Origin of the sequence: Ureibacillus yapensis (genome assembly GCF_003515775.1) — a bacterium.
GTDB lineage: Bacteria > Bacillota > Bacilli > Bacillales_A > Planococcaceae > Ureibacillus > Ureibacillus yapensis.
Window position 1 is genome coordinate 48980 of record NZ_QWEI01000013.1, and the last position, 26947, is coordinate 75926.

Here is a 26947-nt window from a genome sequence, read left to right on the forward strand (position 1 = left end):
CCAGTCACGGACTCGGATAAGTGAAATTGCATGAACACAGTCCACGAGAACTTCATTCAGGGACTCATAGCAACTGATTTACTTCAATCAAGTCCTTGAGCATTCCCTCACACCTCAATCTTGCTGGTAAAACTGGACCTTAACGCTCCAAACGCGACTCCTCACATTACTTCCTCAAGTTTTTTAATGTTGTTAAGACCGGGGCGAACGGCTGCTGTTCTCCGACTTTATAGAAGTCTTTTAAAAGATCTCCCGTTTCCTTTATGCGTTCCAACACGGCAGGGATGGTGAACAATTTAGGGTGCAGCTGCTGGCTGATTTCATGCCATGACAGTGGTGTAGCGACTAGCCCATGGTTATTGCCTCTTGGCGAATAAGGGCTGATAATCGTTTTGCCATGCGCATGCTGCACATAATCCAGATATAGTTTATTGTTTCGATTTTTTTTCATTCTTTCGATGGTGAACCACTTTGGATTTTGCTCTACCAAAAATTTGCAGACGAACTCTGTGAAAATTCTTGTCTCGTCAAAAGTAAAGGCATTTCTTGGCAGTGGGATATAAACCTGCAACCCCTTGCCACCGGATGTTTTAATATAAGAAGTTAAATTGAAATTATCAAAAATGGCTTTCATTTGTAAGGCCGCTTCCACAGCCAATGAAAATTCCTCTACGGAAGGGGGATCCAGGTCAAAAACGATTTCAGTGGGGCACTGGGTATCATTTGTTTGAAAAGGGATATGAAATTCAATTACTAATTGATTTCCCAACCATAAAAGGGTTTTTAAATCATTGCAAACGATATATTCAATTTCGTCGTCAAAACTTGTCCTTACGAAATCAGGTGCATACTCAGGCACATTTTTTTGATAAAAGCTTTCGCCAGGAACACCATGGGGAAATCGAATAGCCGTTAAATTGCGCTGTTCCAAAAAAGGCAACAGGTAAGGGGCAATCTCCTGCAGGTAGTAGATATAATCATCCTTTACCAAGTCCAACGCAGGAAAAACGGGTTTATCAGGATGCGTTATTTCAACGTGCCGGGGGATTGGATGAAGCTGTCGCAACATATGATCCCAGGTTGCATGTTCTGGTTTTAAGTCAAACCGAAATGCTGCAAAACGCGGTTCTCTCAATTTCTTTCCATCAAAATCAATGCAGGCCACATCGACACAAATGGATGGAGGGATGGTCCAAATGGTTGCGGAAATTCTCGTCCCTTTTGTTTGAAAAAAGGTGGAAAGTGTCTGCATTTCTTCATCAGAAAGACCATGACGAAAAGTGGTTATTTCCTCTAATTTTTCATCAACGTAAACAGCCCCGTTAAAATAGCCATTTTCTTGATCGAAAAGCGTCAAAATCACTGTAACATACCGCCAATTTTTCACCTTCAGCCACCCGTTTGTCCGTTTTCCGCTATCCCACAGACTGTTTTTTTTCTTGGCAATGATTCCTTCTCCATTCCATTCCTGAATTCTTGCCCATAATAGATCACTCTCATCAGAAAATGTGATTAGTTGAATTGTGCCTTTGTCTTTAAACGAAGGCGACAGGGGAAGCCCGGCTGATTGAAATAAATCAGCCAATTCTTTCTTTCTGTCCATAAGAGAATGCTGCGTTATTTCCACACCCTTTAATTGAAGCAAGTCAAAGGCAATAAAACTGCAAGGGAGATTTTTGCTTGCCTGTAGAATCGTTTTTTGGGAGCGCATTTTTCCCCGAGACTGAACGGTTGAGAAATCGCTTTTATAATCATTTACCAAATAAACAATTTCCCCATCCAATAGCAAAGGCAAAAATGCTTTAAGCTTCTCGGTATTGATTTGGCAAAAGTGGATTAACTCAGGAAAATAGTCGTTAAGTTCTTTTTCGTTTCGACTTTGTAAAGTAACGCTGTTTAGGTCCCATTTTAAAAGGCAGCGATAGCCATCATATTTCGTTTCATAGAGCCAGCCTTCATTTGAAGGGATAGTTTCGGAAGAGGTCAGAAGCATTGGTTTCATAAGGAAAACCTCTCTTTTTTGAATTAGTTTTTATCTGTTTGATTTCGTTATACATAGTTGTTGGCTCGAATCCTCATAATAATGAAAAAGTAGGTGAAGAAGTTTGCATACAGTTTGGAAAGGCAGTATTAGTTTTGGACTTGTCAATATTCCGATCAAGCTGCATACGGCAACGGAAAATAAGGATATAAAATTGCGCCAGCTTCATAAGGAGTGCAATAGCCCGATTAACTACCAAAAAGTTTGCCCTGTTTGTGAGAAAGAAATTAAAAATGAAGAAATCGTAAAGGCCTATGAGTATTCCAAAAACAAATTTGTCGTATTGGATGCTGAAGAACTTGAAAATCTCCGAAAAGAAAATGAAGATAAAGCGGTTAAAATTATGGAGTTTGTCAAGCTGGAGGAAATCGACCCCATCTATTTTGAGCGAAGTTATTTTATGGCCCCTGACAGTGGCGGTGGAAAGGCATATACCCTTTTGCGCAAGGCATTAAGCGATTCCGGCAAAATTGGCGTTGCGAAAATTACGATTCGCTCGAAAGAACAACTGGCGATTGTCCGGGTTTATGGTGAGACATTATTAATGGAAACCATTCATTTTCCCGATGAAGTGCGGAATGCTGCGGAAGTGCCGAATATTCCGAGCGAAGAAAACGTGGTTCAAAAAGAACTCGATACCGCATTAATGTTAATTGATCAGCTGACAGCCAAATTTGAGCCGGAAAAGTACGAGGATGACTATCGTACGGCGCTACTTGAATTGATTGAACATAAGAAAACCGGCGAAATTACGGTGACCGCACGCGAAAAAGAAACCGTAATCCCGGCGGATATGACAGATTTAATGGCAGCATTGCAGGCCTCGCTGGATAAAACGGCTGCACCGAAAAAGAAAACAACACGAAAACGAAAAACGAAAGAGAAAATAGAAGCGTAATTAAATTTATGAAAATAGAATAGGTTTTAAGGTTAAATAAGGGGGATGAGGGAAAAGTATGAAGGAGTAAATGTAAAGGAGCGATGTTACATGAATTGCAGTAAAGCCTTTATAACGATTCCTTTATTGCTTGGTTTAATGACTGGTTGCAGCAACAATGATGCAGGACAGGACGAAGCAGCGACAATACCGGCAACAACGAATGACGCAGCACAGAATAATAGTTCCAATGGGACAGAGCAAAATGCATCAGGAGATCAAACTAATGGGGCGCAACAAGTAGATACACTGTTTAATTTTACTCATTTCGACTTGGATGTTGAGTATGATAAGGATGTTTCCTATAACGTGGAATACGAAAATAACCAAAACCAAGTGTCGGCGGAATTGGAAGATGACGCAAATGATATAGACTTATCCGGCAATGATGCATATCATGCCATTGAGCCTCAATTAGAGTCGTTGACATTTGATGAGAATACAGGCAATGAAGAAGTTTTAAACGATGTAATCTCTGCATTTGGATTAAAGGAAGACTTTAAGGAATTTGATCTGGAAGTCAAATTCGTTAATGGCGTAACGAAAAAATATGAATTCACTAATAAGTAATTATTTGCTGTACATGTTCTAAAATACTCGGAGCATGTACAGCTTTTTATTGTCAAAACAATGATAATACTTATATAGTTAAAGGGATAGATACATAAAGGGGCGTTTGAGATGAGCGTATTATTGTCGCTAGGGGCGATTTTGGCATTTATAGGGGTTGCGCTGGGAGCCTTCGGAGCACATGCATTGAAAGATAAATTTCCGGAACCCCGTTATGAGCAAATATGGAATACGGCCGTTCAATACCAGATGTACCATGCATTGGGAATCGTTTTGGTAGGCATTCTTTCAATGGATGCTTTAATGGGAAGCTCGAGTTTATTGTTATGGGCCGGGATTTTGATGCTTGCGGGCATCGTATTCTTTTCCGGCAGCTTGTATATACTCGCGGTAACGGGAGTCAAAAAGCTTGGGGCCATTACACCAATCGGCGGCTTGTTATTTTTGGTTGCCTGGATTCTCTTATTTATAGCAGGATTTTAAATCACCAATCGAAAAGAAACACCTTTAAAAGATTCTGCTCTTTTAAAGGTGTTATTTTTTATAATTTGAATTGATGAACCAGCACTTTTAATTCGTCTGCCAGATGTGCAAGCTGTTCGGTATTTTGCGAGATTTCTTCAATTGAACGGTTAAATTCTTCGGTTGTTGCCGCGGTTTGTTCCACTGCTGCAGCCGTCTCCTCGGAAACCGATGCAATTTGCTCCACCGAATCGCTCATTTGGCTGGTGCGATTCACATTATCATCCAAATAATTCGTAATATCCACAATGCTCTCAACCATTGAAGAAACCGAGACCTGAATGTTATTGAACGTTTCTCCGGTTGACTGAATATAGGTTGAACCTTGCTGAACTTCCTCATACCCGTTTTTCAGAGACGATTCCACCAAGTTTGATTCTTGTTGAACATTCGCAACAATTTTCGTAATGTCCGTTACCGAATCGGAAACCTGCTCAGCCAGTTTTTTTACTTCATCTGCCACTACCGCAAAACCTTTGCCATGTTCTCCGGCACGGGCAGCTTCTATCGCAGCATTGAGTGCAAGTAAATTAGTTTGGTTGGCTATTTCTTCGATCATCGACACTAGTTTTGAAATTTCTTTTGTTTGCATCTCCAAGCTGCTCATTTTAAGCACAGCTTCTTTCATGACGCCATTGATTTTTACCATTTGCCCATCTGAAAGCTGCATTTTTTCTTTTCCCTCAGAGATAAATTGAAGCATTTCTTTTGTGGAAAGACTTAGGTCATGTCCTTTTTGCCTGCTTTCCTGAACGCTTACAGAAAAATCAGCAGTATTCGATGAGAGATTGCCGAGATTGCTAGCCTGATTTTCTGAACCGGAAGCAATATCGGTCATTGTAGATGAAATTTGTTGCGATCCTGCCAAAATTTCATCAGCTGCTTCTTTTAGTTCGGTACTTTGCTCTGCCACATGAAGGGAAGATGCTGCCACGCTGTTGATCGTTGTATAAAGCTTATTTTTCATCGCATGCATGGCATTTAGCAAATGTCCGATTTCATCTTTCCGGGTACTTTCTTGTGTGTCAATTGTTAAATTTCCATGAGAAAGTTCGTCCAATGCATTGGCGAGATAGACGATTGGTTTGGAAATGGACCGGCTAAAATAAATTGCGATTATTAAAACAATCAGAATGGTTAAAACTATAATCATTACTGCAGTGAATACAAACTGATCCTGCACCTGCTGTATGACCGAAATGTCCTGTTTCAGGCTGATGCCGCCAATGATTTCACTGCCGGTTGGGTCATACATTGGCAGAATGGACTTAAAGGTTCCGTTTTCTTCAGATGTAGCGATCTTTCCATCAGAAATTTTCGAGAGAGTCGATTCATCTAATGCTGAAGAATCTTCTGGAGAACTGGAAGAGTAGATTGCAGCACCTTCTTGATCATATAGCGTAATGACTACGCCATCCAATTGCTGGCTTAACTGTTCCAGGAAAGTACTTTCCACACTCGTTTGGAGCGTGCCCACAATTTCGCCATCCACTGTCAACGGTGCAAACGCTCTGACGGAAAGGCCGCTTTGTCCGACCTCGAAACCAGAGATGGACTGACCTTCCAAAGCCGCCTGGATAGCTGGCACGTCACTTTTGTCATCTCCGAATTTTTCGGGATTATGTCCTCGTAAAAATACAACGCCATTCTGGTTTCCAAACTCAAATACGGATAAGCCGTGTTCTTCCTGTAAACGGGAGAATATTTCATTAACCGTTGTTAATAATTGCTCTCGGTCTCCCGATTGATAGTCTGCAATCAGTTCCTCATTTTGGGCATAGGTAGAAGTAAGATTCAGCAAATTATCGGAAACATTGTCTAATTCACTTTGAACGTTATGTATCATTCTCTCCTGTTGATTGTCGATGAGGTCGGAATATCCGTTGCCTGTTACGAAGAAAATAATCGTAGCGATAAGTAGTAAAGGGAGAATGGATAAAGAAAGTAAAATGGTAATTAATTTTGCTTTAATACTTTTCAAAAGATGCACTCCTTGTTGAAATATTAAACGTATTTTTGGAAATTAACATTCAATTCTTAATCTACCATAATTATCTATACAATGGTTATATTGAATTAGGATATTTTAAATATAGTATAACTTTTTGGTGATTTTGGATTTAGAGGTAGGTGACAATACTAATGCTTGGGGATGCATAGTTCGCTTTTGGGGTATCGTTTTGTAAAATGGTTTAAAGGAAGTGGATGGAATGCTAAAAGAAATCTATGCAGATTTACATATACATATCGGGCGAACGCAAAAAGGCCGCGCTGTAAAAATCACTGGAAGCAAAGACTTGACGTTAAGAAATATATTGCAAACAGCGACTTCGAAAAAGGGACTGGATTTAATCGGCATTATTGATTGCCATTCACCCGAGGTAATCGAAGAGATGGAGGAACTGATCAAAGAAGGAAAAGCAACGGAACTCTCGTACGGTGGGTTGCGCTATGAAAAGACAACACTGATTCCCGGTTCCGAAATCGAAATCTATGATGAAAATTGCCATGGTCCCATCCATGTGCTTGTTTATTTTCCAACCCTTGAAAAGATGAAGGAATTCTCAAGTTGGCTGAGTACCCAATTGAAAAATATCCATTTAAGTTCGCAGCGAATTTATTGTGATGCTCGTACATTGCAGCATAAAGTTTATGAGCTTGGCGGGTTATTCATCCCGGCGCATGTGTTTACGCCTTTTAAAAGCCTATATGGAAAAGGAGTAATCAGCAGCTTGTCTGAAGTTTTCGAACCCGCTTTGATTGATGGAATCGAGCTGGGTTTAAGTTCCGACACGTATATGGTAAAAGGAATCAGTGAATTGGCGCCCTATTCCTTTGTCACGAATTCGGATGCGCACTCCTTGGGAAAACTTGCACGCGAATATCAAAAAATGCTGCTGGAAGAGGCCAATTTCAAGGAATTGAAAAAAGCGCTTCATAAAAAGGACGGGAGAGCCATACTTGCAAATTATGGTTTAAACCCACTGCTCGGCAAGTACCATGAAACGGTTTGCGCAAATTGCGGAGAGCAGGTTGCGGAAGAGGGATTAACAAGATGTCCGCACTGCGGGAAACTACAATTGATAAAAGGGGTTTCAAAAAGAATCAGGGAATTGTCCGACAATCCTGATCTGCAAGTAGAAAGACCGCCTTATTACCACCAAGTACCTTTGGATTTCATCCCAGGGATTGGCCGAAAAACAATTGAAAAGCTTTTAAATGCTTTCGGAACAGAGATGAACATCTTGCATCACACATCATTCGAAGATTTAAAGCAGGCAGTACCCGAAAAAATAGCCTCCCTTATTGATTCGGCAAGGCAGGGAAAATTGGGCATCAAGGTTGGCGGCGGTGGAGTTTACGGTAAGCTGGAGACAAGAGTACCGGACAACGAATAAAAGGAAGCATAAAAAAACAAGCTACTTGTTTAAGACGGGGAATCTTAAACGTAGCTTGTTTTTAAAGGGATGTATGTCACAATGGACATATATTTTATAGCAAATGGGGAAATTTGTGGTTTTGGGATACCACAAAAATTTGCTAGGGGATACAATAATAATATAACCAGTTTTCTCAAAGTTTATATCATAATATTTGAGAAATTTTGTTGCTTTTTTCTTCAGACCATTTAAGTCCTTCAAAGAAGCGGTATACTTCCTCGAATACAAGCTCTTTTTCTTGGTCCAGTGTTAAAATATGACCCGAATTGATAAAGCTTTTAACAGACTTAATGCGAGAATTTACGGAATTATATATTAGATCTGCGCTTTCGCAGTAATAATCATCATCACGTAGCCCACGTAAAATGTGAACCGGCGTCTTGATTGTTTCTAATTTTTTGCTTGTTTCATTAATCATGCCTTGCAGGTATTCCAAAGATGGCATGCGGAACCTTTTCGCAAGTTCCTGTGGTTGATCGGCAATTTCATCAAATGTGCCAGATAACTTTTTGTACTTTATTGTGTAATCGATGATACGTTCTTGCAGGCTGTCGGTACTTTTTGCTAAAGCTGGAGCAGACATCGCTACAATTGCTTTTGTTGGACGTTCTTCTCCCAATTTTAAAGAGAAGATGCCTCCCAGTGAAACACCGGCAACGGCGATTTCTTCATAACCTCTGTGCTTAAGCTCATCATAGCCTTCCAATACACTGTTCCACCATTCAATGGGACTTGTTTTGATCAGTGTGATTGGATCGCCGCCATGACCTTTGTATAATGGTGCATGAACAGTATAATTTCGTTCTGCCAAGTATCTGCCTAGACGTTTCACGTCGTTCGTGTTTCCAGTAAAACCATGAAGTAAAAGAACGGCGCGTTTACCTTTCTCAATCATAAATGGTTTTGGTGGAATGATTTTCATTTTTAATAAACTCCTTTGGTCTATAATTGTGACAATCACGAGAATTTTTCAAATAAAGTATTGTTTTTTAAAAAATAATTTGATATGCAAATTTAATAATTAGCCTTATTATAGTGTTAACCTTTACATAAGTACAATTTATTGTTTTTATCAATATCATTCCAAAAAGTTATCAATACAAGAGAGGTACCGATATGGAGATCCAGCAGCTCGAATATTTTAAAACCGTCGCAGAAATGCAACATATGACACATGCAGCAGAAAAGTTGAATATTTCACAGCCTGCATTGAGTAAATCGATATCCAATTTAGAAAATGAAATTGGCGTTCCTTTGTTTGATCGGCAAGGACGATCCATTAGTATAAATCGATATGGGAGTCTCTTTTTAAAAAGTGTTGAGTCGATTTTGAAAGAGTACAAAAAAGCCAAAACAGAAATCAGCAATTTGGTAATGCCAGGATGCGGCGAAGTCTCCTTGGGCTTTATCCATAGCCTTGGGATGCAGGTTGTACCCGAATTAATGGCGCATACACCTGAAAAGTATCCCAATATGAATTTCACATTAACGCAAGCATCCTCCTACAACCTTTTACAATGGCTTGAAGAAGGCCAAATTGATATGTGTTTGTCGCAGCGAATCGAATCAAAAACCATTGAAGTGGGATGGATCGAGCTTTGGAGTGAGGAGTTGTTTGTGATCGTCCCGAAAAACCATCGCTTTGCCAATCGGGAAAGCATAAAGCTCGAAGAAATTAAAGATGAACCCTTTATTTCTATAAAAAGAGGAAATGCATTGCGTCAAATTGTGGACAAGTTCTTTAAGGAAGCAGGCATTACAACAAATGTTACTTTTGCCGGGGAAGAAATGCATACGGTGGCAGGATTTGTGGGTGCAGGATTAGGGGTTTCGCTTATCCCAAGCATAAAAGGATTGAATGAGTACAATGTTCAAAAAATTCGGGTAAGTGAACCCACCTGTGTACGAAAAATTGGCGTTTCCTGGGCGAAAGAACGTTACTTGGCTCCTGCCGCGGTCCAATTTATAGATTACCTTGTCGAGTATTTTAAAGATCGAAAATAGTAGAAGTTGTTCCAATAATTCAATAAAAGGTGGAAAAATATGTTTTATGACCGTGAATTGTTTAAGAAAACATTATATGAACATAACCATTTTTTAAATGCAGAGGAAATAACAGAAGCCTTGGCATCTTACCATCTCGCTGTAAAAGGCGATGTTGCTGCCATGCTGGAAGTCGCGGAGATTTATCGGATCATCGAAAAGTATCAAGATTCCGCCGAATGGTTGAAAGAGGCAGCCCTTTTGGAAAGTGCACAGGCTATGTATGAGTTGGGAAATCGTTTTTTTGAAGGCCTGGGTGTAGAAGAAAATGAGCAAATGGCCTTTCATTATTATAAGAACGCAGCAGAAAAAGGCAATGCAGATGCTGCAAACAACCTAGCGGATATGTACTTAAATGGACAGGGAGTGGCCATGGATGAAAAAGAGGCGCTCTATTGGTTCAAAATAGCGGCTTCAAAAGATGTCGTTGAAGCAATGTTCACATTAGGAATTATGTATGAGCAAGGAATTGGGACAGAGTCGGACGAAGAAAAGGCTTTTGGCTATTATATGCAATCAGCACAAGGCGGCTATGAAGAGGCGCAATATCGAATCGGTTCGGTGTATCTGGACGGTCTCCTGGAACAAGAAAAGAATATACCTTTAGCATTGGAATGGTTTGAACAAGCGGCCGAATCCCACCATATTGATTCCCTTTATAATCTGGGCTTTTTATATGAAAACGGCTTGGGTGTTCCCCGAAATGGCAAAAAAGCGCTTTACTATTATAAACGTGCGGCACTACTGGGGGATTATCAGGCAAAATTAAATATCGCCAGCATTTATGAACAAGGAATCGATGTTCCCAAAAACCAGAAAGAGTCGGTAAAATGGCGTAATGCCGCACACCGAGATTTGCAGCAATTTGATTAGCGGGAGAGGGTGGAGCGATATATGGCTTCCTCCGCTTTTCTGATGTCCAGCTGCGAACGCCAGCCCCTCGACCGTTTCGACTCCTCCGACGAAGGCAAAAAGCGCCTTCTTGTCGGAGTCTCCAGCGGTTGTCGGGCTGACGGGCGTTCTCCGCTTTTATTCTGGATATGTACTAATTTTGTAATAGTCGTTGCAGGTACTTTGGTGAATAAACGTTTATACTAGAGATGGATTTATTTTGAACGGTTAGGAGTGTCTTTCATGAAAACGGTAGTCGTTGTAGGTGGCGGAATTACAGGGTTATGTACTTTGCATTATTTAAAACGCCAAGCACGGGAGCAATCGATTCGTTACATATTAATAGAAAAAAATCCTCATTTGGGCGGGAAGATGCATACTGTCCATGAAGGAGATTTTATCATGGAAACAGGCGCGGATTCGATGGTTGCACGCCACCCGGCTGTACTGGACCTCGTAAAGGAACTGGATTTTGAATCGGAACTTGTCTATAACGAAACGGGGATTTCTTATATTTATACGAATAATGAACTGCACGCCATTCCGCCAGGATCTACTTTTGGAATTCCAATGAGCGAAGAATCGTTGCATGCAAGCACCTTGATTTCGGAAGAAGCGAAGCGACGTGTTCTAAAAGATGCTGCTATTCCTAATCCTTCTTTTACAAAGGAAAGTTCCATTGGCGTTTTTTTGGAATACTTTTTGGGAAAAGAGATTGTTGAAAAGCAAATCGCTCCTGTTTTGCAAGGCGTATATTCGGGAGATTTATATCAGTTGTCGCTTGCTTCCACTTTACCTTATCTGGTTGACTACAAAAACGAGTATGGCAGCATCATGAAAGGGTTTGAAGCGAACCGAGAGCAATTCGAAAGGGCAGCCAATAAAAAATTCATTTCCTTTAAAAATGGCCTTTCTTCATTAATTAACCGTCTTGAAGAGCTCCTTCCGGAAGTGGAGTTTTTTAAAAACGTGGAAACAACAAGCATCAACAAGAATGGTGCTGTATATGATGTTGCGTTGTCAAATGGAGAAACCGTAAAGGCGGATGCAGTTGTTTTGGCAGTACCCAACAATGTGGTGCGAAGTATATTGAACGACGAAGAGCTGGAAGAGCAATTCAGTAAATTTAATAATGCTTCGGCGATTACCATGTATGTAGGTTTCGATGTTCCGGATTCCATTTTGCCTGCTGATGGAACGGGTTTTATCGTATCGCATAATAGCAATTTGGTTTGCAATGCCTCCACTTGGACAAGCCGGAAATGGAAGCACACATCTGCACATGGGAATCTGCTTGTTAGGCTATTCTATAAAAACAACAATCCGAGATATGAGAAATTGGCGGCAATGTCCGACGAAGAGTTAACAAGGGTTGCGTTGGAAGATGTGAAGCAAAGTCTGGGTATTGAAGAACAGCCTGTAGTTGTCAATATCGACAAATGGATTGATGCAATGCCGAAGTACGATTTGGCCCATAATGAAGCGCTGAAAAATGTTGTCGGGGCATTGGATGAAAAATATCCAAATTTATATATTGCAGGTTGTTCTTATTTTGGGGTCGGCATCGGCGCATGCATCGAAAATGGCCGAAAAACGGCTGAAGATATGCTGAAAAGTTTAGAGATTGAATAAAAAAGAAACTTAGCCTTTTTCATGGGCAAAAATCCTGAAAAGGCTCAAGTTTCTCCGTTATTTTTGTAAAAAACAGAAAACATATTGACGTGGGTATTTTTTAGGGCTATGATTTAGTTTACATATTAAAAAGTAAATAGCAATCTTATCAAGAGAAGCAGAGGGACTGGCCCGATGAAGCTTCAGCAACCAACAGAATGTAAGGTGCTAAATCCAGCTGGCAAATGCCGGAAAGATAAGAAGGATATCATAATCTTTATTGATTAATTAAGCCTTCTTGAAAAAGAAAGGCTTTTTATTTTATTGACTTGAAAGAGAATCTACTAATTTTATAAATATAAGATACAGAATTTTTAAAACTATTCAATTGGCAATTAAGAAAATCAAGGAGAGTAGAAAATGGGATTACTAGAAGCATTACAGTCGAAGGTGTTAACAGCAGATGGCGCAATGGGTACGTTATTATATGCTTATGGTCTGGAATATTGCCATGAAGAAATGAATATCGTAAGGCCCGAACTAATCGAAAAAATACATATAGAATATATTTCAGCGGGAGCCGATGTCATTCAAACGAATACATATGGCGCAAATGCAATCAAGCTTGCTCGTTATGGATTAGAAGCGAAAGTAAAAGAAATCAATGAAGCGGCCGTTTCCATTGCCAAAAAAGCGGTCGGCAACGGTGATCAATTTATTCTGGGTTCAATCGGCGGCACTCGAGGCGTTCGTAAAAGCGATGCAACGTTAGAGGAAATCCTCCATGCAATAAAAGAGCAGGCCGTTGTTTTAATTGAAGGTGGAGTAGATGGGCTGTTGCTGGAAACCTACTTTGATTTTGAGGAGTTAACAGAGACCGTTAAAATGCTCCGTGCAGAAACAAACCTGCCAATCATCGCCCAAGTGTCGATGCATGACCCGGGAGTGCTGCAAAATGGAATGAAATTAAATGATGCATTGCAGCAGCTTCAAGCGATAGGTGCAGATATTGTGGGAGTTAACTGTCGATTGGGCCCTTATCATACAATCCAAGCATTCGAGGGAGTCGAGTTGCCTGAAAAAGCGTTTTTATCGGCTTATCCAAATGCTTCTTTGCTGGATATCGAAGAAGGCCGCGTGATTTACGAATCGGAAGTAGATTATTTTGCAAGAGCAGCCGTTCAACTGCGAAATCAAGGTGTGAGGCTTATTGGCGGGTGTTGCGGTACAACACCAAAACATATTGAGGCAGCCAAAAAGTTATTGGGCCAATTAAATCCAATTGAAATAAAAGAAGCAAAACAGCCGAAAGAAATTTTAATTCAAGAGCCTGACCCAAGAGAAATTGAACCGCTTCATGAGAAAGTAAAACGCGAACGTTCAGTCATTGTAGAGCTGGATACACCGAGACATCTGGAAATTGAGTCCTTTGTCGAGGGTGCAAAAACGCTTTACAACGAAGGCGCGGACATCATTATGATGGCCGATAATTCGTTGGCTTCGCCGCGAATCAGCAATGTCGCGATGGGATCGATTTTAAAACTTCAGCACGGGATCCGTGTTATGCCGCATATTACATGCCGCGATCGCAACTTGATTGGATTGCAATCCCACATCATGGGGTTGAATGCATTGGGATTGCATGATATTTTGACTGTCACGGGCGATCCGACAAAAGTGGGCGATTTCCCTGGTGCAACAAGTGTTTACGACGTGTCATCATTGGAACTCATTTCGCTTATTAAACAATTGAATGAAGGAATCTCTTTCTCCGGAAAGCCTCTGCGCAAGAAAGCAAACTTCTCGGTAGCAGCTGCTTTTAATCCGAATGTTCGCGTACTGGATCGAGCGGTGGCGCGCCTTGAGAAGAAAATTGAACACGGAGCGGATTATTTTATTTCGCAGCCGGTTTATACAAAAGAAAAAATAGAAGAAATTCATGAAGCTACAAAGCATCTGGAGACGCCGATTTATATTGGCATCATGCCATTGACAAGCTTCCGCAGTGCAGAATTCCTCCATCATGAAGTACCGGGAATCAAGCTTTCCGATGAAGCGTTGGAAAGAATGCAGGCTTGTGAAGGGGACAAACAAAAAGAGAGCGCTGAAGGAGTTGCCATCGCAAAAGAATTGCTGGACACAGCAGCAAAATACTTCAATGGCATTTATTTGATCACACCGTTCTTGCGATACGATTTAACAATACAACTAATGCAATATATCAAACAACTTGATGTGCAAAATAAAGGAGTCAAAGCAAATGTATAACCATCCGATAGAAGAACAATTGCAAAAAAGGATATTAGTTATCGATGGTGCAATGGGGACGATGCTTCAGCAGGAAAACTTAACAGCCGAGGATTTTGGCGGCGAAGAGTTGGAAGGATGCAATGAAAACCTCGTATTAACCCGTCCTGATGTACTATCGAAAATTCACCGAGCTTATTTGGAAGCCGGTGCGGATATTATTTGTACAAATACATTTGGTGGAACGCCTTTAGTTTTGAATGAATACGGACTTGGCGACAAGACGGAAGCAATCAATAAACGTGCAGTGGAATTAGCTTTGGAAGCAGCGCGCGACTATTCGACCGAAGAGTGGCCGCGTTTTGTGGCAGGAGCGATCGGCCCGACAACAAAGACCTTATCTGTAACAGGTGGAATTACATTTGACGAGCTTTCGGATAACTTCTACATACAAGCAAAAGCATTGGTTGAAGCGGGAGCGGATTTGCTTTTGCTTGAAACAAGCCAAGATATGCTCAATGTAAAAGCGGCCTCCCTTGGTGTAAACCGCGCCTTTAAAGAAACGGGTAAAGAGCTCCCGATTATGTTATCCGCAACAATCGAGCCAATGGGTACAACGTTGGCAGGCCAAACAATCGATGCGTTCTATATTTCAATTGAGCATATCCAGCCGTTGTCAATTGGGTTAAACTGCGCAACTGGCCCAGAGTTTATGACCGATCATATTCGATCTTTGTCCGAACTATCCACAAGCTTTATCAGCTGCTATCCAAATGCAGGTTTGCCGGATGAAGAAGGCCATTACCACGAAACACCGGAATCTCTCTCCATAAAACTGCGAGGTTTTGCCGAGAAAGGTTGGTTGAACATTGTGGGAGGATGTTGCGGAACAACGCCGGCACATATTCAGGCCATTCGGGATGCAGTCGATGGTTATGAACCTAGACCGCTTCCGGAAAAAACGCATGGTCATGTCGTATCGGGGATTGAGCCATTGCAATACGACGATTCGATGCGTCCCTTATTTATTGGTGAACGTACGAATGTTATCGGTTCCCGCAAATTTAAACAACTTATTATCGACGGGAAATTTGAAGAAGCAGCTGAAATCGCCCGTGCCCAGGTGAAAAATGGAGCTCATGTCATCGATATTTGTCTGGCGAATCCAGATCGCGATGAATTGGAAGATATGACAAACTTCATGAAGGAAGTAGTTAAAAAAGTAAAAGTTCCGCTTGTAATTGACTCGACGGATGAAAAAGTAATCGAAGAAGCACTTAAATTCTCGCAAGGAAAAGCAATCATTAATTCCATCAACCTCGAAGATGGAGAAGAGCGCTTCGATGCCGTGATGCCGATTGTCAAAAAATTTGGAGCATCCGTTGTAGTGGGTACAATCGATGAAAAAGGAATGGCTGTGGATCGCCAAAGAAAACTGGAAGTAGCTGAACGTTCTTATCAATTATTAACGGAAAAATGGGGACTCCCACCGGAAGATATTATTTTTGACCCGCTTGTATTCCCTGTTGGAACAGGCGATGAACAGTACATCGGTGCTGCTGAAGAAACAATCGAAGGAATTCGTCTTATAAAGGAAAAATATCCGGAGGTATTGACAGTATTAGGGGTAAGTAACGTTTCGTTCGGATTGCCTCCAGTAGGGCGTGAAGTATTAAATGCCGTGTATTTATATCATTGTACACAGGCAGGGCTTGATTATGCGATTGTAAATACCGAGAAACTGGAGCGCTATGCTTCTATTCCGGAAGAGGAAATTAAGTTGGCAAACGATTTAATCTTCAATACCAATGATGAAACGCTGGCTGTATTTACTGACTTCTACCGTGATAAAAAGAAAGAAAAATCGGTCGCGAATATCCCTGATACGGTTGAAGAAAGACTTTCTTACTATATTATAGAGGGAACAAAAGAAGGGCTGATTCCGGATCTGGAAGAGGCTAGAAAGCTTTTTGACTCGCCTTTGGATATTATTAATGGACCGCTTATGGCCGGCATGTCTGAAGTAGGCCGTCTATTTAACGATAACCAACTGATCGTGGCAGAAGTTTTGCAAAGTGCCGGCGTGATGAAAGCGGCAGTTGCCCACCTTGAACAGTATATGGAAAAAAATGAAGACAGTTCGGGCAAAGGGAAAGTTGTCTTGGCAACGGTTAAAGGCGACGTTCATGATATTGGGAAAAATCTCGTGGATATCATTTTAAGCAATAATGGTTTTAAAGTGGTGGATTTAGGCATTAAAGTAACTCCTGCTGAGTTGATTCAAGCGATTCGCAAGGAGCAGCCTGATTTTGTAGGGCTTTCCGGTCTTCTTGTAAAATCTGCGCAGCAAATGGTGATTACGGCACAGGACTTCAAGGAAGCAGGAATCGATATCCCGATTTTGGTAGGCGGCGCAGCATTATCGAAACGCTTTACGGAAACAAAAATTGCCGCACAATATGATGGGCCTGTTATTTATTCAAAAGATGCCATGCAGGGACTTGATCAAGCCAATCGTTTGATGAAGCCGGAAGAACGTGAAGTGCTGATCCAAGAGCTTCGCGAATCGCAGGAAAAGAGATTATTGGCAGATGAAAAACGTGCAGCAAGACCCCAAAAAATTGTAGCAGAAAAACCTGCAAGAACAGTCAAAGACGCTCCAGTGTATCAACCAAAAGATTTGGCAGAGCATATTAAGCGAAATTATTCAGTAGCCCACTTGCATCCATATGTGAATATGCGAACGTTAATTGGCCATCACTTAGGCTTGAAAGGCAATGTTGAAAAGCTTTTGGCTGAAAAAGATGAAAGAGCGACACAGCTGCATGAATTGGTTAATGAATACTTAACATCGGATTTATTAAACCCTTCCGGTATGTATCAATTCTTCCCTGCACAAGCGCATGGGGATGATGTGGTCATTTACAGCCCGGAGGATAGCAAAACCGAGATTGAACGATTCCATTTCCCTCGCCAAAAAGAAGCACCGTTCCTTTGCTTATCGGACTTCCTGAAAACAGTGGAAAGCGGCGAGATGGATTACGTGGCATTGATGGTTGTAACGGCCGGCCATGGAGTAAAAGGAGTGGCGGAACAGCTAAAAACAGACGGTAAATTCCTTGAAAGCCATGCTCTTTTAGCAACAGCATTGGAGCTTGCGGAAGGATTTGCAGAAAGACTTCATCAGGAAATTCGTGATGTTTGGGGCTTCCCGGATGCAACTGATTTTACAATGCGTGAGCGATTTGCTGCGAAATATCAAGGGCAGCGTTTCTCCTTTGGTTACCCGGCATGTCCGAATCTTGAAGATCAGGAAAAATTGTTCAAACTATTAAAACCGGAAAGAATTGGCGTGAATCTAACGGAAGGCTACATGATGGAGCCGGAAGCAAGTGTATCGGCAATTGTCTTCGCCCATCCGGATGCTCGTTATTTTAATGTGTAATTTATAATGTATACTTTCAAAAGCTATTTCAAAGACTAAAACCTTTGAAATAGCTTTTTTTGCGGGAAATTTAGTAACGGAGAACTAATTTGAGGCATGTTGAATCAAGAACGGCAAAAGATGTATGCAACAAGCTATTTAGTGGGTAAAGATAAATGGATTCACGAAAACAATGTCAGAGACCAACCTTAAGCAAATTAATACAAACAATTAGTACCTCGTCATATGACATTTGTAATGAAATAATCATGACGTTTACTTCTATAAGCAACGTCTCCTTTTTTTTAAAATGAGAGTAGAAAGTCTAGAAAGAAAGAAGGAATTTACTTGGCTATGACTGATGCTGAAAAAACGAAACAGTTACGTAAAGAAGTCGTTCCATTTGCAAAATCTCAAACAAAAACAAGTATTCTTCAAATAATCAATACGATACTTCCACTTCTTGCAATATGGGGTGCTGGTTATTATTTACTGCAATTTTCTCCTTGGTTCACGGTAGCCTGTAGTATTCTTGCTTCAGGGTTCGTCGTTCGTACTTTCATCATTTTCCACGATTGTACACACGGCTCATTCTTTAAAAGTAAAAAAGCAAATAACATTGTCGGAAATATTACGGGAATCTTAACTTCATTCCCATATGAAAAATGGAAAAGAGAACACACCATTCACCATGCGACTAGTTCCAACCTTGATAAGCGAGGGATTGGCGACATCGATATGTTGACGGTGGATGAGTACTTGCAAAAATCGAAGCTTGGCCGTCTTGGTTATCGCCTATATCGCAATCCATTGGTCATGTTCGGCTTGGGGCCACTATTTATGGTATTAGTGCTAAATCGGGTAAATCGCAAAGATGCTAAGAAAAAAGAACGATTCAACACGTATTTCACAAATGCAGTATTGCTCATTATTTGTGCTGCGTTAATATGGGCAACGGGATGGCAAACTTTCTTATTGGTGCATGGCTTAACGTTATTTATAGCAGGTGCGCTGGGAATTTGGCTATTCTATATCCAGCATACGTACGAAGATTCGTATTTTGAATTTGAAACAGATTGGGATTATGTAAAAGCAGCTGTAGAAGGCAGTTCCTATTACAAACTGCCAAAAATATTGCAATGGATTACAGGGAATATTGGTTTCCACCATGTTCACCATTTATCGCCGCGTGTTCCAAACTATAACCTGGAAGCGGCGCATGAATCGATTCCGCCTCTTCAAAAGGCTACAACCATCACATTAAAAACAAGTGTCGAATCCATTCGATATAAATTGTATGATCCAAAAAACAAAAAATTTGTATCCTTTAAAGAAGTCGAAAAAAAGATACGATTAAAAAATAATAAGTCTGTTCAAGCGTAAAAGGCTGGACATTACGCTATTTCACGGTGTTGCCTTTAGGGTAATGCCGTGATTTTGTTATACTAAGTTAGAAAAGCGGAGAACGCCCGTTAGCCCCGACAACAACTGGAGGAAACCACAAGAGGACGCTCTTTGTCCTCGCGGGGGTTTTCGAAGTTGTCGAGGGGCTGGCGTTTGCAGCTGGACACTGTTCAAAAAATTAATACATCAAAAAATATAACTAAAATTAAAACTGCGAGGAATGTCATGCAAAGCTGGTATACAATTTTACCGAAAAATCCATGGATCAGTATTTATGTTTGGGTGATTTTTTGTATCATGCCATTCTACTTTATTATCCGATCGTTTTCATTTTTTGAGATTGTTCTAGGTCTCGTGTTAATCATGCTTTACTTTTTATCGCATTATTTTTCGTTTTATTCTAAAAGTGGCCTTGTTTACATGTGGATCAGTTTCGAGATGGTCCTGCATATTGCGATGACCCTTCTGTATGGATATGTATACTTATCATTATTTACTGCTTTTTTTATTGGGAATATTAAAAATCCAGTTGGGTTCTTTATTATGTATGGATTACATATCGGTTTTACCATCATGTCGATTGTAGCCGGCTATTTTATCGACCTGGACTTATTTTTATCGCAAACCCCATTTATTATCATCACGGTGGTCGGTGTCGTGCTGTTGCCCTTTTCTTTATACAACCGAAACAAACGGGAAAAGCTGGAAGGCCAGTTGGAAACGGCAAATGAACGAATTGCGGAGCTGATTATCCATGAAGAACGTCAACGAATTGCGCGGGACTTGCATGATACGTTGGGACAAAAACTTTCGATGATTGGTCTGAAAAGTGATTTGGCAAGTCGTCTGGTCTCGAGAAATCCAGAAGCTGCCATACAGGAAATCAGGGATATTCGCCATACTGCAAGCATAGCGTTGAAAGAAGTACGAGAACTGGTATCGGATATGCGTGCCGTCAAGCTGAATGAAGAATTGGAACGGGTCAAACAAATTTTAAAAGCTGCCGAAATCCAATATGAAATCAAAATGCACAGTAAACAACTACATATTCCGATTCTGGTCGAGAGCGTAATAAGCATGTGTCTAAAAGAAGCCATTAATAACGTAGTAAAGCATAGCCAGGCCAAAATCTGCGAAATTACCATCGATAAAAGAGATAATGAAATGTTATTAACGGTTTATGATAATGGAAAAGGATTTAACGCAGGTTCGGAAGCTTATGGGAATGGATTGAAAGGCATGAGGGAACGCCTGGATTTTATAAATGGCTCTGTTCAAATTGAAAGTGAAAAGGGTACGAAACTTATGATCATTGTGCCGCTGGCTATTACACATCAGAAAGGGAATGAGTGATATGATTCGAATTGTAATTGCGGAAGATCAAGGAATGTTGCTTGGTGCGATGAAATCACTGCTCAGTATGGAAGAGGATATGGAAGTGGTGGGGCTGGCGAAAAACGGTGAAGAAGCACTCCAATTAGTAAAAGAACAGCAGCCGGATATTTGCATTATGGATATTGAAATGCCGATTATGACAGGACTGGATGCAGCAGAAGCATTGCAAAACATTGCAGATTGCAAAATCATCATTTTAACGACTTTCGCACGGCCGGGTTATTTTGAGAGAGCCAGAAAAGCGGGAGTGCGCGGGTATTTGTTAAAAGATAGTCCAATCGAGGAATTGGTCCATTCGATTCGCGTCATCATGGATGGACGCCGCATTTTTGCACCGGAACTCGTTGATTTCGTATATGAAGATGATAGTGCCAATCCTTTAACTGAAAGAGAAAGCCAGGTATTGGAATTGGTTGCGGAAGGAAAAACAACAAAGGAAATTGCAGCAGAGCTTTTTCTATCTGCTGGCACCGTGCGAAACTATATCTCCACAATCCTTGATAAGCTAGGTGTCGGCAACCGAATTGAAGCCATTTCAAGATTCAAGGAAAAAGGCTGGAATAAATAAGCGTTGCTTCATAGCAGAGGGAGCATTAAAAGGCTATTTCGCTATGAAATTAAACTCTATTTCAGTTATTCCATAAAAAGTTATAAAACCAAAACTTTAAGAATCCATTTTGATTAAATTTAATCAAAGTGGATTCTTTTTATTTATAGATTTCTAGTGGCGTACTCTAAAACAGCTAGTCCAAATATATAATTTGCCCACTTAAAGCTCCTCCAAAATTTTAATTTCGGATAAAATTTACAGTTTTTTTAACAAAATTTTACTGAATATTAGTAATAATATGAGATTATCTTAATAGGTTGGACAGCCTTTGCTGATTTAACCTAAAAAAATTAAATTCAGGAGGAGAATCATGCTAAAAATCCGAAAAAGGCTGTTGTTTTCTTTAGTACTTATTGCTTCCATTTTACTTCAGCCACTTCTATCTTCTTTAACTAATGCAGCGACTGGAGACGGTTCGTGGTCTATGCCATACTCTGTATCTCAAGCCATCAACAACCAAAATAACTCAATAAAAACAGTTCAAGGTTATGTTGTGGGGCAACCTACCTCAACAAGTACAGTCGTTACTAGCAATTTCCCAAATGATTATGCATTAGCATTAGCGGATAGCCCGACAGAGACTGATACAGCAGATATGATATATGTACAGATACCTTCTTCATTTCGCTCCTCTTATGGTTTAAGCTCTAATCCTTCCTTAATGGGGGAAAATATGAAAATAACCGGGACACTAACAGCCTATTTCTCTCATCCTGGATTAAAGAGTGGTACAGCTTTTGAATTGCAAGATGGTGGGACTACAAGTCCTGAACCAACTCCAGATCCTATTCCATCAAGTAATGGCTATTATGATCCTGCCTATGGGAAAACAGGTGAAGCGTTAAAAACAGCTTTGCATAATATCATTGATGACCATAGAGAACTATCCTATTCAAATGTCTGGGATGCCCTTCGAGTGACGGACGAAGATCCCAATAACTCCAACAATGTGATTCTCCTTTATACAGGACGTTCACAAGGAAAATACACCAATGGTTCATATGCTGATGATTGGAATCGGGAACATGTTTGGGCAAAATCACACGGAGACTTTGGAACAACTATGGGTGCGGGCACAGACCTGCATCATCTGCGTCCAACAGACGTTAGCGTCAATAGTTCAAGAAGTAACCTTGATTTTGATAATGGAGGTACTGAACATTCAGAAGCAGGCGGAAACTATTATGACTCAGATTCCTGGGAACCGAGAGATAGCGTAAAGGGTGACGTTGCCCGTATGTTATTTTATATGGCCGTACGTTATGAAGGGGATAGCGGTGAACCGGATTTAGAATTAAATAATCAAGTTAACAACGGTTCAAATCCTTACCATGGAAAACTATCTGTGCTACTTCAATGGCATAAACAGGATCCGGTTGATGCTTTTGAAAGAACTAGGAACGAAATTATTTACAATGACTATCAATACAATCGCAATCCATTCATCGATCACCCTGAGTGGGCATCAGCAATCTGGGAGTAGCTAGAAGTTTTGGGCACTTTTCTTAAAAAGGAAAGTGCCTTTTTTCCTCCTTTTTCCTTTCTATATAAAAGGGCCCTTTGTAAGTTATAATTGGAGAGCTTACAGGTTTCCGAAAAGGGTATATATCTGTATGCATGTAAAGAATTCTCTGAAAGGATCAACCATTATGGAAACTTCCATCGAAATAAGTGAGAAGAAAATGAACTATTCTGCTTTTCAATTCATTTTGCCCTTCTCTATTAAAAGCGGGTCAGCCCCTTCTTTCATTTCCGCTTTGAAAAATGACAATTTTGAACGATTTCAGCTGGATAATCCGGAAATGCAACATGGCTATTATGGTAAGTTCAGTATTCATCACGCCGATATTGAACATTCTTTTTTCCCTTTTATAAATAAAATCCTTTTTCCGCCGACTGAAAACGATGCTGGTTTTCAACGATACTCGAGGAGTTTCAATCTCTCTTGCAGCTTGATAGCAAATAAAAAGACGATACCGTTTACCTTGCTTTCTGCTGATGTTGTGATTTGTCCCTATGAATTAGCGTTCTTAACCATACGTGCAGAAATCACGGATTTTTCAAATATAGATTTTTCTACCGCCATTGAATTCGGGACACGTTTTAGAGTATTGGAGCCAGGGCTGTCCGAAGATGTTGAGACAACCATTGAGCATGATACGCTGCGTTTCGGTAAGGTAGAGAATTTCATTTTTAATTTTTTGCTCCCCGAGGTTGACAGTTTCATTGATAAAAGAGAGTCGGATGGTCCCCGTTCCTATTCAATCTTTGACAATAAACGAATGTTTGTCCAATCCCTGTTCTGCTTGGACTCGAATGAAAGCATTGAAATAGTGGATGTCTATCGGGCAGGAAACTTGGATGGACTGGACGGGAAAGGAAACCCATATATTAGTTCAAGCAATTCGGCCTACATTCATCAATTCGTAAAGGAAAATGGCTATGAAAAGTGGGCGCCAAATACTTATTACACAATAGAAAAACAAAATCTTACTTGTCTTACTAACCAAAGCGGCATGATGTTATCACGGCTTGCAAGCCAAATGTATGGAAAGTATTACTATGGCTTGCTTCTTAATTTATTCCACAGGATTGTTCTGCTGAAAATAGATATTCTGTATTCTGAAGTGAATATCGTTCGGGATGAAGAAAGAGTGGAAAAACTGATTCATTTCATCAATACGTTTACAGCCAACTACTTATTTATAGAAATTACCACCCAGTCGCAGGGCCATGAAATCTTTTGGCGCTTACGAAACAAATTCAAGGTGGAGACCCTATATAATGATGCCCGGCAAGCATTGAACAGCCTCTATAAATATCAAGAAAGTTTTTCATCGAGAAAAAATAATTTGCTTCTTTTAATCCTTACGCTCTACACGGTTGTAGGGGGAATCTACGGAATGAACCAGGTTATTGAGGATTTAAAAGGAAATATTGATTTGGAAAAATTCCTATCCTATTCCGTATTTGAATATATTGCACTGTTCGTGACATTGAGCGGATTAGTTGTATCAATTGTACTGGGCGTGCAGGGATTCATCAAATGGAGAAAAGAAATCGGGAAAATAAAAAAATGGGAAGCTGAGGAAAAATAGAAAAGCAGAGAAGCCGAGGAAAAGAAGAAAATCATCAAAAAAGCAGCCGAAATATTTGGCTGCTTCATTTTTTATTGATTATACATTCTAGTTTCAGCATCCAAAGCACATGCGCTTGAAACCTTGTGTTCATTATCGTCCTCTCTTGGTTAAACGGCCCAGCAGGAATGCGGCCGCCGCTACCCCGATGACTGTGTTGGTTTTCTTTGTAAATACTTGTTTTGTCACAAGATTTATATTCTGCGGACGTTCCGCTAATCGTCTCATGAAATAACCATACCAATCTTCGCCGAATGGGACATACGTACAGAAGTTGTAGCCTTCTTTCGCTAATTCCACCTGCATATCTTTTCGAAGACCGTAAAGCATCTGGAATTCGAATTTATCGTTTGGAATCTTATGGTCTTTTACAAATCGCTTTACATGATTGATAATATGATGATCGTGCGTTGCGATGGAGGTAAATTTACCATGCAATAAATGATATTCAATTAACTCGATGAAATTCAGGTCAATGTCATGTTTATCTTGATAGGCAACATCTGCCGCTTCTTTATAAGCACCCTTAGCAATGCGCAATCGGCAGTTTTTATATTTCTCGATATATTCTTGAGAATTAAAGAAATAGGCTTGAATGACGGTTCCCACATTATCGTAAACAGCTGATAATTTATCAAATATGTCAAATGAAGGTTGAAGGCGCTCATAGTTTTCCATATCCAGGTTCACGTGCATATTATACTGGGCTGCTTTTTCGACAACTTCCACTAAATTCTCGTAGCAAAAGTCAAAATCAATATCCAGTCCTAGCTGAGAAGGTTTCACGGAAATATGGGCATCCAAGCCATTTTCGCGAATAGCTTCAATTACGGCGATAATTTGTTCTTTTGCTTTAGTCGCTTCGAATTTTTCATAAACAAATTCCCCTAGATAATCGACCGTACAAGAAATCCCTTGTGCGTTTAAATCTTTCATACTAGCAATGACTTCCGGTATATTGGTACCTGCAACCACGCTTTGAGCACCCAATTTCAAACCATATTTTTGAGCAGCGCTATTTAAAAATTGATTTTGTGACAAATTAATAAAAACATCGCGTAATACTGGCATAATTGGAACCCCATTTCTATTTTTTCAATAATTATAACATAGCAAAAATTATAAAAAAATTCAGGATGCTCCAAAAAGTGGCTATCTTTTATTCCAGTTTTGTTTAATCATTTGCATACGCTCATTAAATAAAGCAGGATAACTTAAAAATCCGACTAAACTACTGGATAAAGCAGCAGTAGTGAGTAACGCGAAAATAATAAGCAGTTGAAATTGCACGGCTACAATCGGGTCTGCCCCTCCAATGATTTGGCCGCTCATCATTCCGGGCAATTGCACGAGTCCAATCGTTTTTTGGCTTTCAATTGTAGGGATCATGCTGGCTCGTATTGCCTGGATGAGTTGGTTATGAACAGCTTGTTTCGGTGTGCCGCCAAGTGACAGAATAAGCTCAATTTGTTCGCGGCTGGCTTCAATTTCCGAGTCAAAGCGGTTTAAAAATAAAATTGAAAGGACCATGGAGTTCCCGATGAGCATCCCGCTGATCGGAATAATATACTGCGCGGTGGCAGGTATAATTCCAAAACCCAAAAGAATGCCTTGTGTCACCAGCTCCACCACAATAAGGGTTAGTGCAATTTTCCAAGTGATTCCTTTGATTGCTTTTCCTTTTTTTCGGGCATTTAATGTAGCGGCAACAATCATTAAAGCAACCATGAGGAAGATATAAAGGAAACTTTGGGACTCGAAAACAAAAGTTAAAACGTAGCCCACCGCAAGCAGCTGAATAATGGAACGGACGGTAGCAATAAGCGTATCCTTTTCAAGCCCCAATTTTAATGTCTTGGAAAGGATAAGTGGAATGAATACAAAAATTAGAGTGAGCATTAAAGAAGTATACGTCATTGTTCTTTTACTCCTTTAGTAAACTGTTGGATTCTTTGATTTTTTGATTCAGTAAGGATGGTACTATTCCCGCTTTCCGCTAACTGTCCATTGATCAGCACCCATGTGTAATCGCCAACTCTTTTGGCTTGTTCAATATTATGGGTAATCCAAATAATCGTCACCTCATGTTGCTGGTTAATTTTTAAAATAAGCTCCTCGATTTCCTTTGCAGAAGTTGGATCAAGAGCTGAAGTAATTTCATCCAATAAGAGAATTTCAGGCTGATTCAATAGGGAACGGGCAATGGAAACTTTCTGTTTTTGGCCCCCCGATAAGTCTTCTGCCGATCTATATAAAAAATCGGGATTGAGCCCGACATTTTCCAAACACGAGATTGCTTCTTTTTCGGAAAGTTTTTTCTGCTGGAGCGTATAGGGAAGTGCAATATTTTCAAAAACAGTTCCTTTCATAATGGGGGCGTTTTGCAGTGCGATTCCAACTTTTTTTCTAAGCGTACTTGGTTCAATCGACTCGATTGGCAGTGAACCGATCAAAATTTCCCCACTTGTTGGAGAATGGAGATTGTTGCACATTTTTAATAAGGTGGATTTTCCCGCTCCGGATGGTCCAACCAAAGTAGTAATTTTTCCTTTATAAAAGGAGCCGGTAATGTTATTTAGAATTGAAATTCCATCTATTTCATAGCACACATTTTCAAAATAGATGGCGGTTTGGTTTGTTTGTGTCATTGTTTTTCTCCTAGAATGCTGCATTTC

The 26947-nt window shown here is 40.3% G+C and carries 20 protein-coding genes and 1 riboswitch; of the genes, 14 read left to right on the forward strand and 6 right to left on the reverse strand.

All coding sequences use genetic code 11. The annotated features are described in order from the left end of the window. Window positions 1-166: 166 nt before the first annotated feature. Complete coding sequence (locus D1B33_RS16850; RefSeq protein ID WP_118877580.1) at window positions 167-2002, reverse strand: DNA ligase D; 1836 nt, start codon at window positions 2000-2002, stop codon at window positions 167-169. A 103-nt stretch (window positions 2003-2105) separates the two neighbouring features. On the opposite strand from D1B33_RS16850, the gene ku reads away from it, so the two are divergent. The 3 genes from ku to D1B33_RS16865 all read left to right on the forward strand — a co-directional run bounded on the left by ku (window position 2106) and on the right by D1B33_RS16865 (window position 4031). Next, entirely contained in the window at window positions 2106-2939 is an 834-nt protein-coding gene (ku, locus tag D1B33_RS16855; protein ID WP_118877581.1) for a non-homologous end joining protein Ku, read from the forward strand. A 90-nt stretch (window positions 2940-3029) separates the two neighbouring features. Further along, window positions 3030-3548: a YusW family protein gene (locus D1B33_RS16860; RefSeq protein ID WP_158583013.1), complete on the forward strand. Its 519-nt coding sequence runs from the start codon at window positions 3030-3032 to the stop codon at window positions 3546-3548. Between the two features lie 111 nt (window positions 3549-3659). Beyond that, window positions 3660-4031 carry a DUF423 domain-containing protein gene (locus D1B33_RS16865; RefSeq protein WP_118877583.1) on the forward strand — a complete coding sequence of 124 codons (372 nt, stop codon included), beginning with the start codon at window positions 3660-3662 and terminating at the stop codon, window positions 4029-4031. 58 nt (window positions 4032-4089) lie between these two features. On the opposite strand, the gene D1B33_RS16870 is transcribed toward D1B33_RS16865, so the two are convergent. Next, entirely contained in the window at window positions 4090-6051 is a 1962-nt protein-coding gene (locus tag D1B33_RS16870) for a methyl-accepting chemotaxis protein (RefSeq protein WP_118877584.1), read from the reverse strand. Window positions 6052-6280: 229 nt separating this feature from the next. Between D1B33_RS16870 and D1B33_RS16875 the strand changes: the two genes are divergently transcribed. After that, window positions 6281-7468, forward strand: coding sequence for an endonuclease Q family protein (locus D1B33_RS16875; protein ID WP_118877585.1), 1188 nt, complete (start codon window positions 6281-6283; stop codon window positions 7466-7468). 187 nt (window positions 7469-7655) lie between these two features. On the opposite strand, the gene D1B33_RS16880 is transcribed toward D1B33_RS16875, so the two are convergent. Further along, the gene (locus D1B33_RS16880; RefSeq protein WP_118877586.1) at window positions 7656-8432 is read right to left on the reverse strand and encodes an alpha/beta hydrolase; all 777 of its coding nucleotides are present in this window, start codon (window positions 8430-8432) and stop codon (window positions 7656-7658) included. Between the two features lie 194 nt (window positions 8433-8626). Between D1B33_RS16880 and D1B33_RS16885 the strand changes: the two genes are divergently transcribed. The 10 genes from D1B33_RS16885 to D1B33_RS16930 all read left to right on the forward strand — a co-directional run bounded on the left by D1B33_RS16885 (window position 8627) and on the right by D1B33_RS16930 (window position 24233). Further along, window positions 8627-9514 carry a LysR family transcriptional regulator gene (locus D1B33_RS16885; protein ID WP_118877587.1) on the forward strand — a complete coding sequence of 296 codons (888 nt, stop codon included), beginning with the start codon at window positions 8627-8629 and terminating at the stop codon, window positions 9512-9514. A gap of 39 nt (window positions 9515-9553) precedes the next feature. Continuing rightward, complete coding sequence (locus D1B33_RS16890) at window positions 9554-10426, forward strand: tetratricopeptide repeat protein (protein WP_118877588.1); 873 nt, start codon at window positions 9554-9556, stop codon at window positions 10424-10426. Window positions 10427-10687: 261 nt separating this feature from the next. After that, a complete protein-coding gene (gene hemG, locus D1B33_RS16895) occupies window positions 10688-12076 on the forward strand; it encodes a protoporphyrinogen oxidase (RefSeq protein WP_118877589.1) in 1389 nt (462 codons plus the stop codon). Between the two features lie 142 nt (window positions 12077-12218). Further along, window positions 12219-12318, forward strand: a riboswitch (SAM riboswitch). Between the two features lie 157 nt (window positions 12319-12475). Then, window positions 12476-14323 carry a bifunctional homocysteine S-methyltransferase/methylenetetrahydrofolate reductase gene (locus D1B33_RS16900; protein ID WP_118877590.1) on the forward strand — a complete coding sequence of 616 codons (1848 nt, stop codon included), beginning with the start codon at window positions 12476-12478 and terminating at the stop codon, window positions 14321-14323. Beyond that, entirely contained in the window at window positions 14316-17747 is a 3432-nt protein-coding gene (gene metH / locus D1B33_RS16905) for a methionine synthase (RefSeq protein WP_118877591.1), read from the forward strand. Before D1B33_RS16900 ends, metH begins: the two co-directional genes overlap by 8 nt. A 333-nt stretch (window positions 17748-18080) precedes the next feature. Next, window positions 18081-19109, forward strand: coding sequence for a Delta(5) desaturase DesA (desA, locus tag D1B33_RS16910; protein WP_199677444.1), 1029 nt, complete (start codon window positions 18081-18083; stop codon window positions 19107-19109). A 246-nt stretch (window positions 19110-19355) separates the two neighbouring features. Further along, on the forward strand, window positions 19356-20483 hold the full coding sequence (locus tag D1B33_RS16915) for a sensor histidine kinase (RefSeq protein WP_199677445.1): 1128 nt from the start codon (window positions 19356-19358) through the stop codon (window positions 20481-20483). Window position 20484: 1 nt separating this feature from the next. Further along, complete coding sequence (locus D1B33_RS16920; protein WP_118877593.1) at window positions 20485-21093, forward strand: response regulator transcription factor; 609 nt, start codon at window positions 20485-20487, stop codon at window positions 21091-21093. Between the two features lie 352 nt (window positions 21094-21445). Continuing rightward, window positions 21446-22618: an endonuclease gene (locus D1B33_RS16925; RefSeq protein WP_118877594.1), complete on the forward strand. Its 1173-nt coding sequence runs from the start codon at window positions 21446-21448 to the stop codon at window positions 22616-22618. Window positions 22619-22784: 166 nt separating this feature from the next. Then, on the forward strand, window positions 22785-24233 hold the full coding sequence (locus D1B33_RS16930) for a hypothetical protein (RefSeq protein WP_147370428.1): 1449 nt from the start codon (window positions 22785-22787) through the stop codon (window positions 24231-24233). A gap of 132 nt (window positions 24234-24365) precedes the next feature. Here the strand turns inward: D1B33_RS16930 and D1B33_RS16935 are convergent, their stop codons facing one another. The 3 genes from D1B33_RS16935 to D1B33_RS16945 form a co-directional block, all read right to left on the reverse strand. Next, a complete protein-coding gene (locus D1B33_RS16935) occupies window positions 24366-25343 on the reverse strand; it encodes a proline dehydrogenase family protein (RefSeq protein WP_118877596.1) in 978 nt (325 codons plus the stop codon). Between the two features lie 81 nt (window positions 25344-25424). Next, complete coding sequence (locus D1B33_RS16940) at window positions 25425-26189, reverse strand: ABC transporter permease (RefSeq protein WP_118877597.1); 765 nt, start codon at window positions 26187-26189, stop codon at window positions 25425-25427. Beyond that, window positions 26186-26920 carry an ABC transporter ATP-binding protein gene (locus D1B33_RS16945; RefSeq protein WP_118877598.1) on the reverse strand — a complete coding sequence of 245 codons (735 nt, stop codon included), beginning with the start codon at window positions 26918-26920 and terminating at the stop codon, window positions 26186-26188. Before D1B33_RS16945 ends, D1B33_RS16940 begins: the two co-directional genes overlap by 4 nt. Between the last annotated feature and the right edge of the window lie 27 nt (window positions 26921-26947).

Excerpts from the sequence above, each read along its gene's own strand:
- desA (WP_199677444.1), top strand. The coding sequence starts at position 18,081 with ATGACTGATGCTGAAAAAACGAAACAGTTACGTAAAGAAGTCGTTCCA.
- D1B33_RS16850 (WP_118877580.1), bottom strand. The coding sequence starts at position 2,002 with ATGAAACCAATGCTTCTGACCTCTTCCGAAACTATCCCTTCAAATGAA.
- D1B33_RS16865 (WP_118877583.1), top strand. The coding sequence starts at position 3,660 with ATGAGCGTATTATTGTCGCTAGGGGCGATTTTGGCATTTATAGGGGTT.
- D1B33_RS16925 (WP_118877594.1), top strand. The coding sequence starts at position 21,446 with ATGCTAAAAATCCGAAAAAGGCTGTTGTTTTCTTTAGTACTTATTGCT.
- D1B33_RS16890 (WP_118877588.1), top strand. The coding sequence starts at position 9,554 with ATGTTTTATGACCGTGAATTGTTTAAGAAAACATTATATGAACATAAC.
- hemG (WP_118877589.1), top strand. The coding sequence starts at position 10,688 with ATGAAAACGGTAGTCGTTGTAGGTGGCGGAATTACAGGGTTATGTACT.
- D1B33_RS16945 (WP_118877598.1), bottom strand. The coding sequence starts at position 26,920 with ATGACACAAACAAACCAAACCGCCATCTATTTTGAAAATGTGTGCTAT.
- D1B33_RS16915 (WP_199677445.1), top strand. The coding sequence starts at position 19,356 with ATGCAAAGCTGGTATACAATTTTACCGAAAAATCCATGGATCAGTATT.
- D1B33_RS16920 (WP_118877593.1), top strand. The coding sequence starts at position 20,485 with ATGATTCGAATTGTAATTGCGGAAGATCAAGGAATGTTGCTTGGTGCG.
- D1B33_RS16880 (WP_118877586.1), bottom strand. The coding sequence starts at position 8,432 with ATGAAAATCATTCCACCAAAACCATTTATGATTGAGAAAGGTAAACGC.
- metH (WP_118877591.1), top strand. The coding sequence starts at position 14,316 with ATGTATAACCATCCGATAGAAGAACAATTGCAAAAAAGGATATTAGTT.
- D1B33_RS16860 (WP_158583013.1), top strand. The coding sequence starts at position 3,030 with ATGAATTGCAGTAAAGCCTTTATAACGATTCCTTTATTGCTTGGTTTA.
- D1B33_RS16940 (WP_118877597.1), bottom strand. The coding sequence starts at position 26,189 with ATGACGTATACTTCTTTAATGCTCACTCTAATTTTTGTATTCATTCCA.
- D1B33_RS16930 (WP_147370428.1), top strand. The coding sequence starts at position 22,785 with ATGGAAACTTCCATCGAAATAAGTGAGAAGAAAATGAACTATTCTGCT.
- D1B33_RS16885 (WP_118877587.1), top strand. The coding sequence starts at position 8,627 with ATGGAGATCCAGCAGCTCGAATATTTTAAAACCGTCGCAGAAATGCAA.
- D1B33_RS16935 (WP_118877596.1), bottom strand. The coding sequence starts at position 25,343 with ATGCCAGTATTACGCGATGTTTTTATTAATTTGTCACAAAATCAATTT.
- D1B33_RS16900 (WP_118877590.1), top strand. The coding sequence starts at position 12,476 with ATGGGATTACTAGAAGCATTACAGTCGAAGGTGTTAACAGCAGATGGC.
- D1B33_RS16875 (WP_118877585.1), top strand. The coding sequence starts at position 6,281 with ATGCTAAAAGAAATCTATGCAGATTTACATATACATATCGGGCGAACG.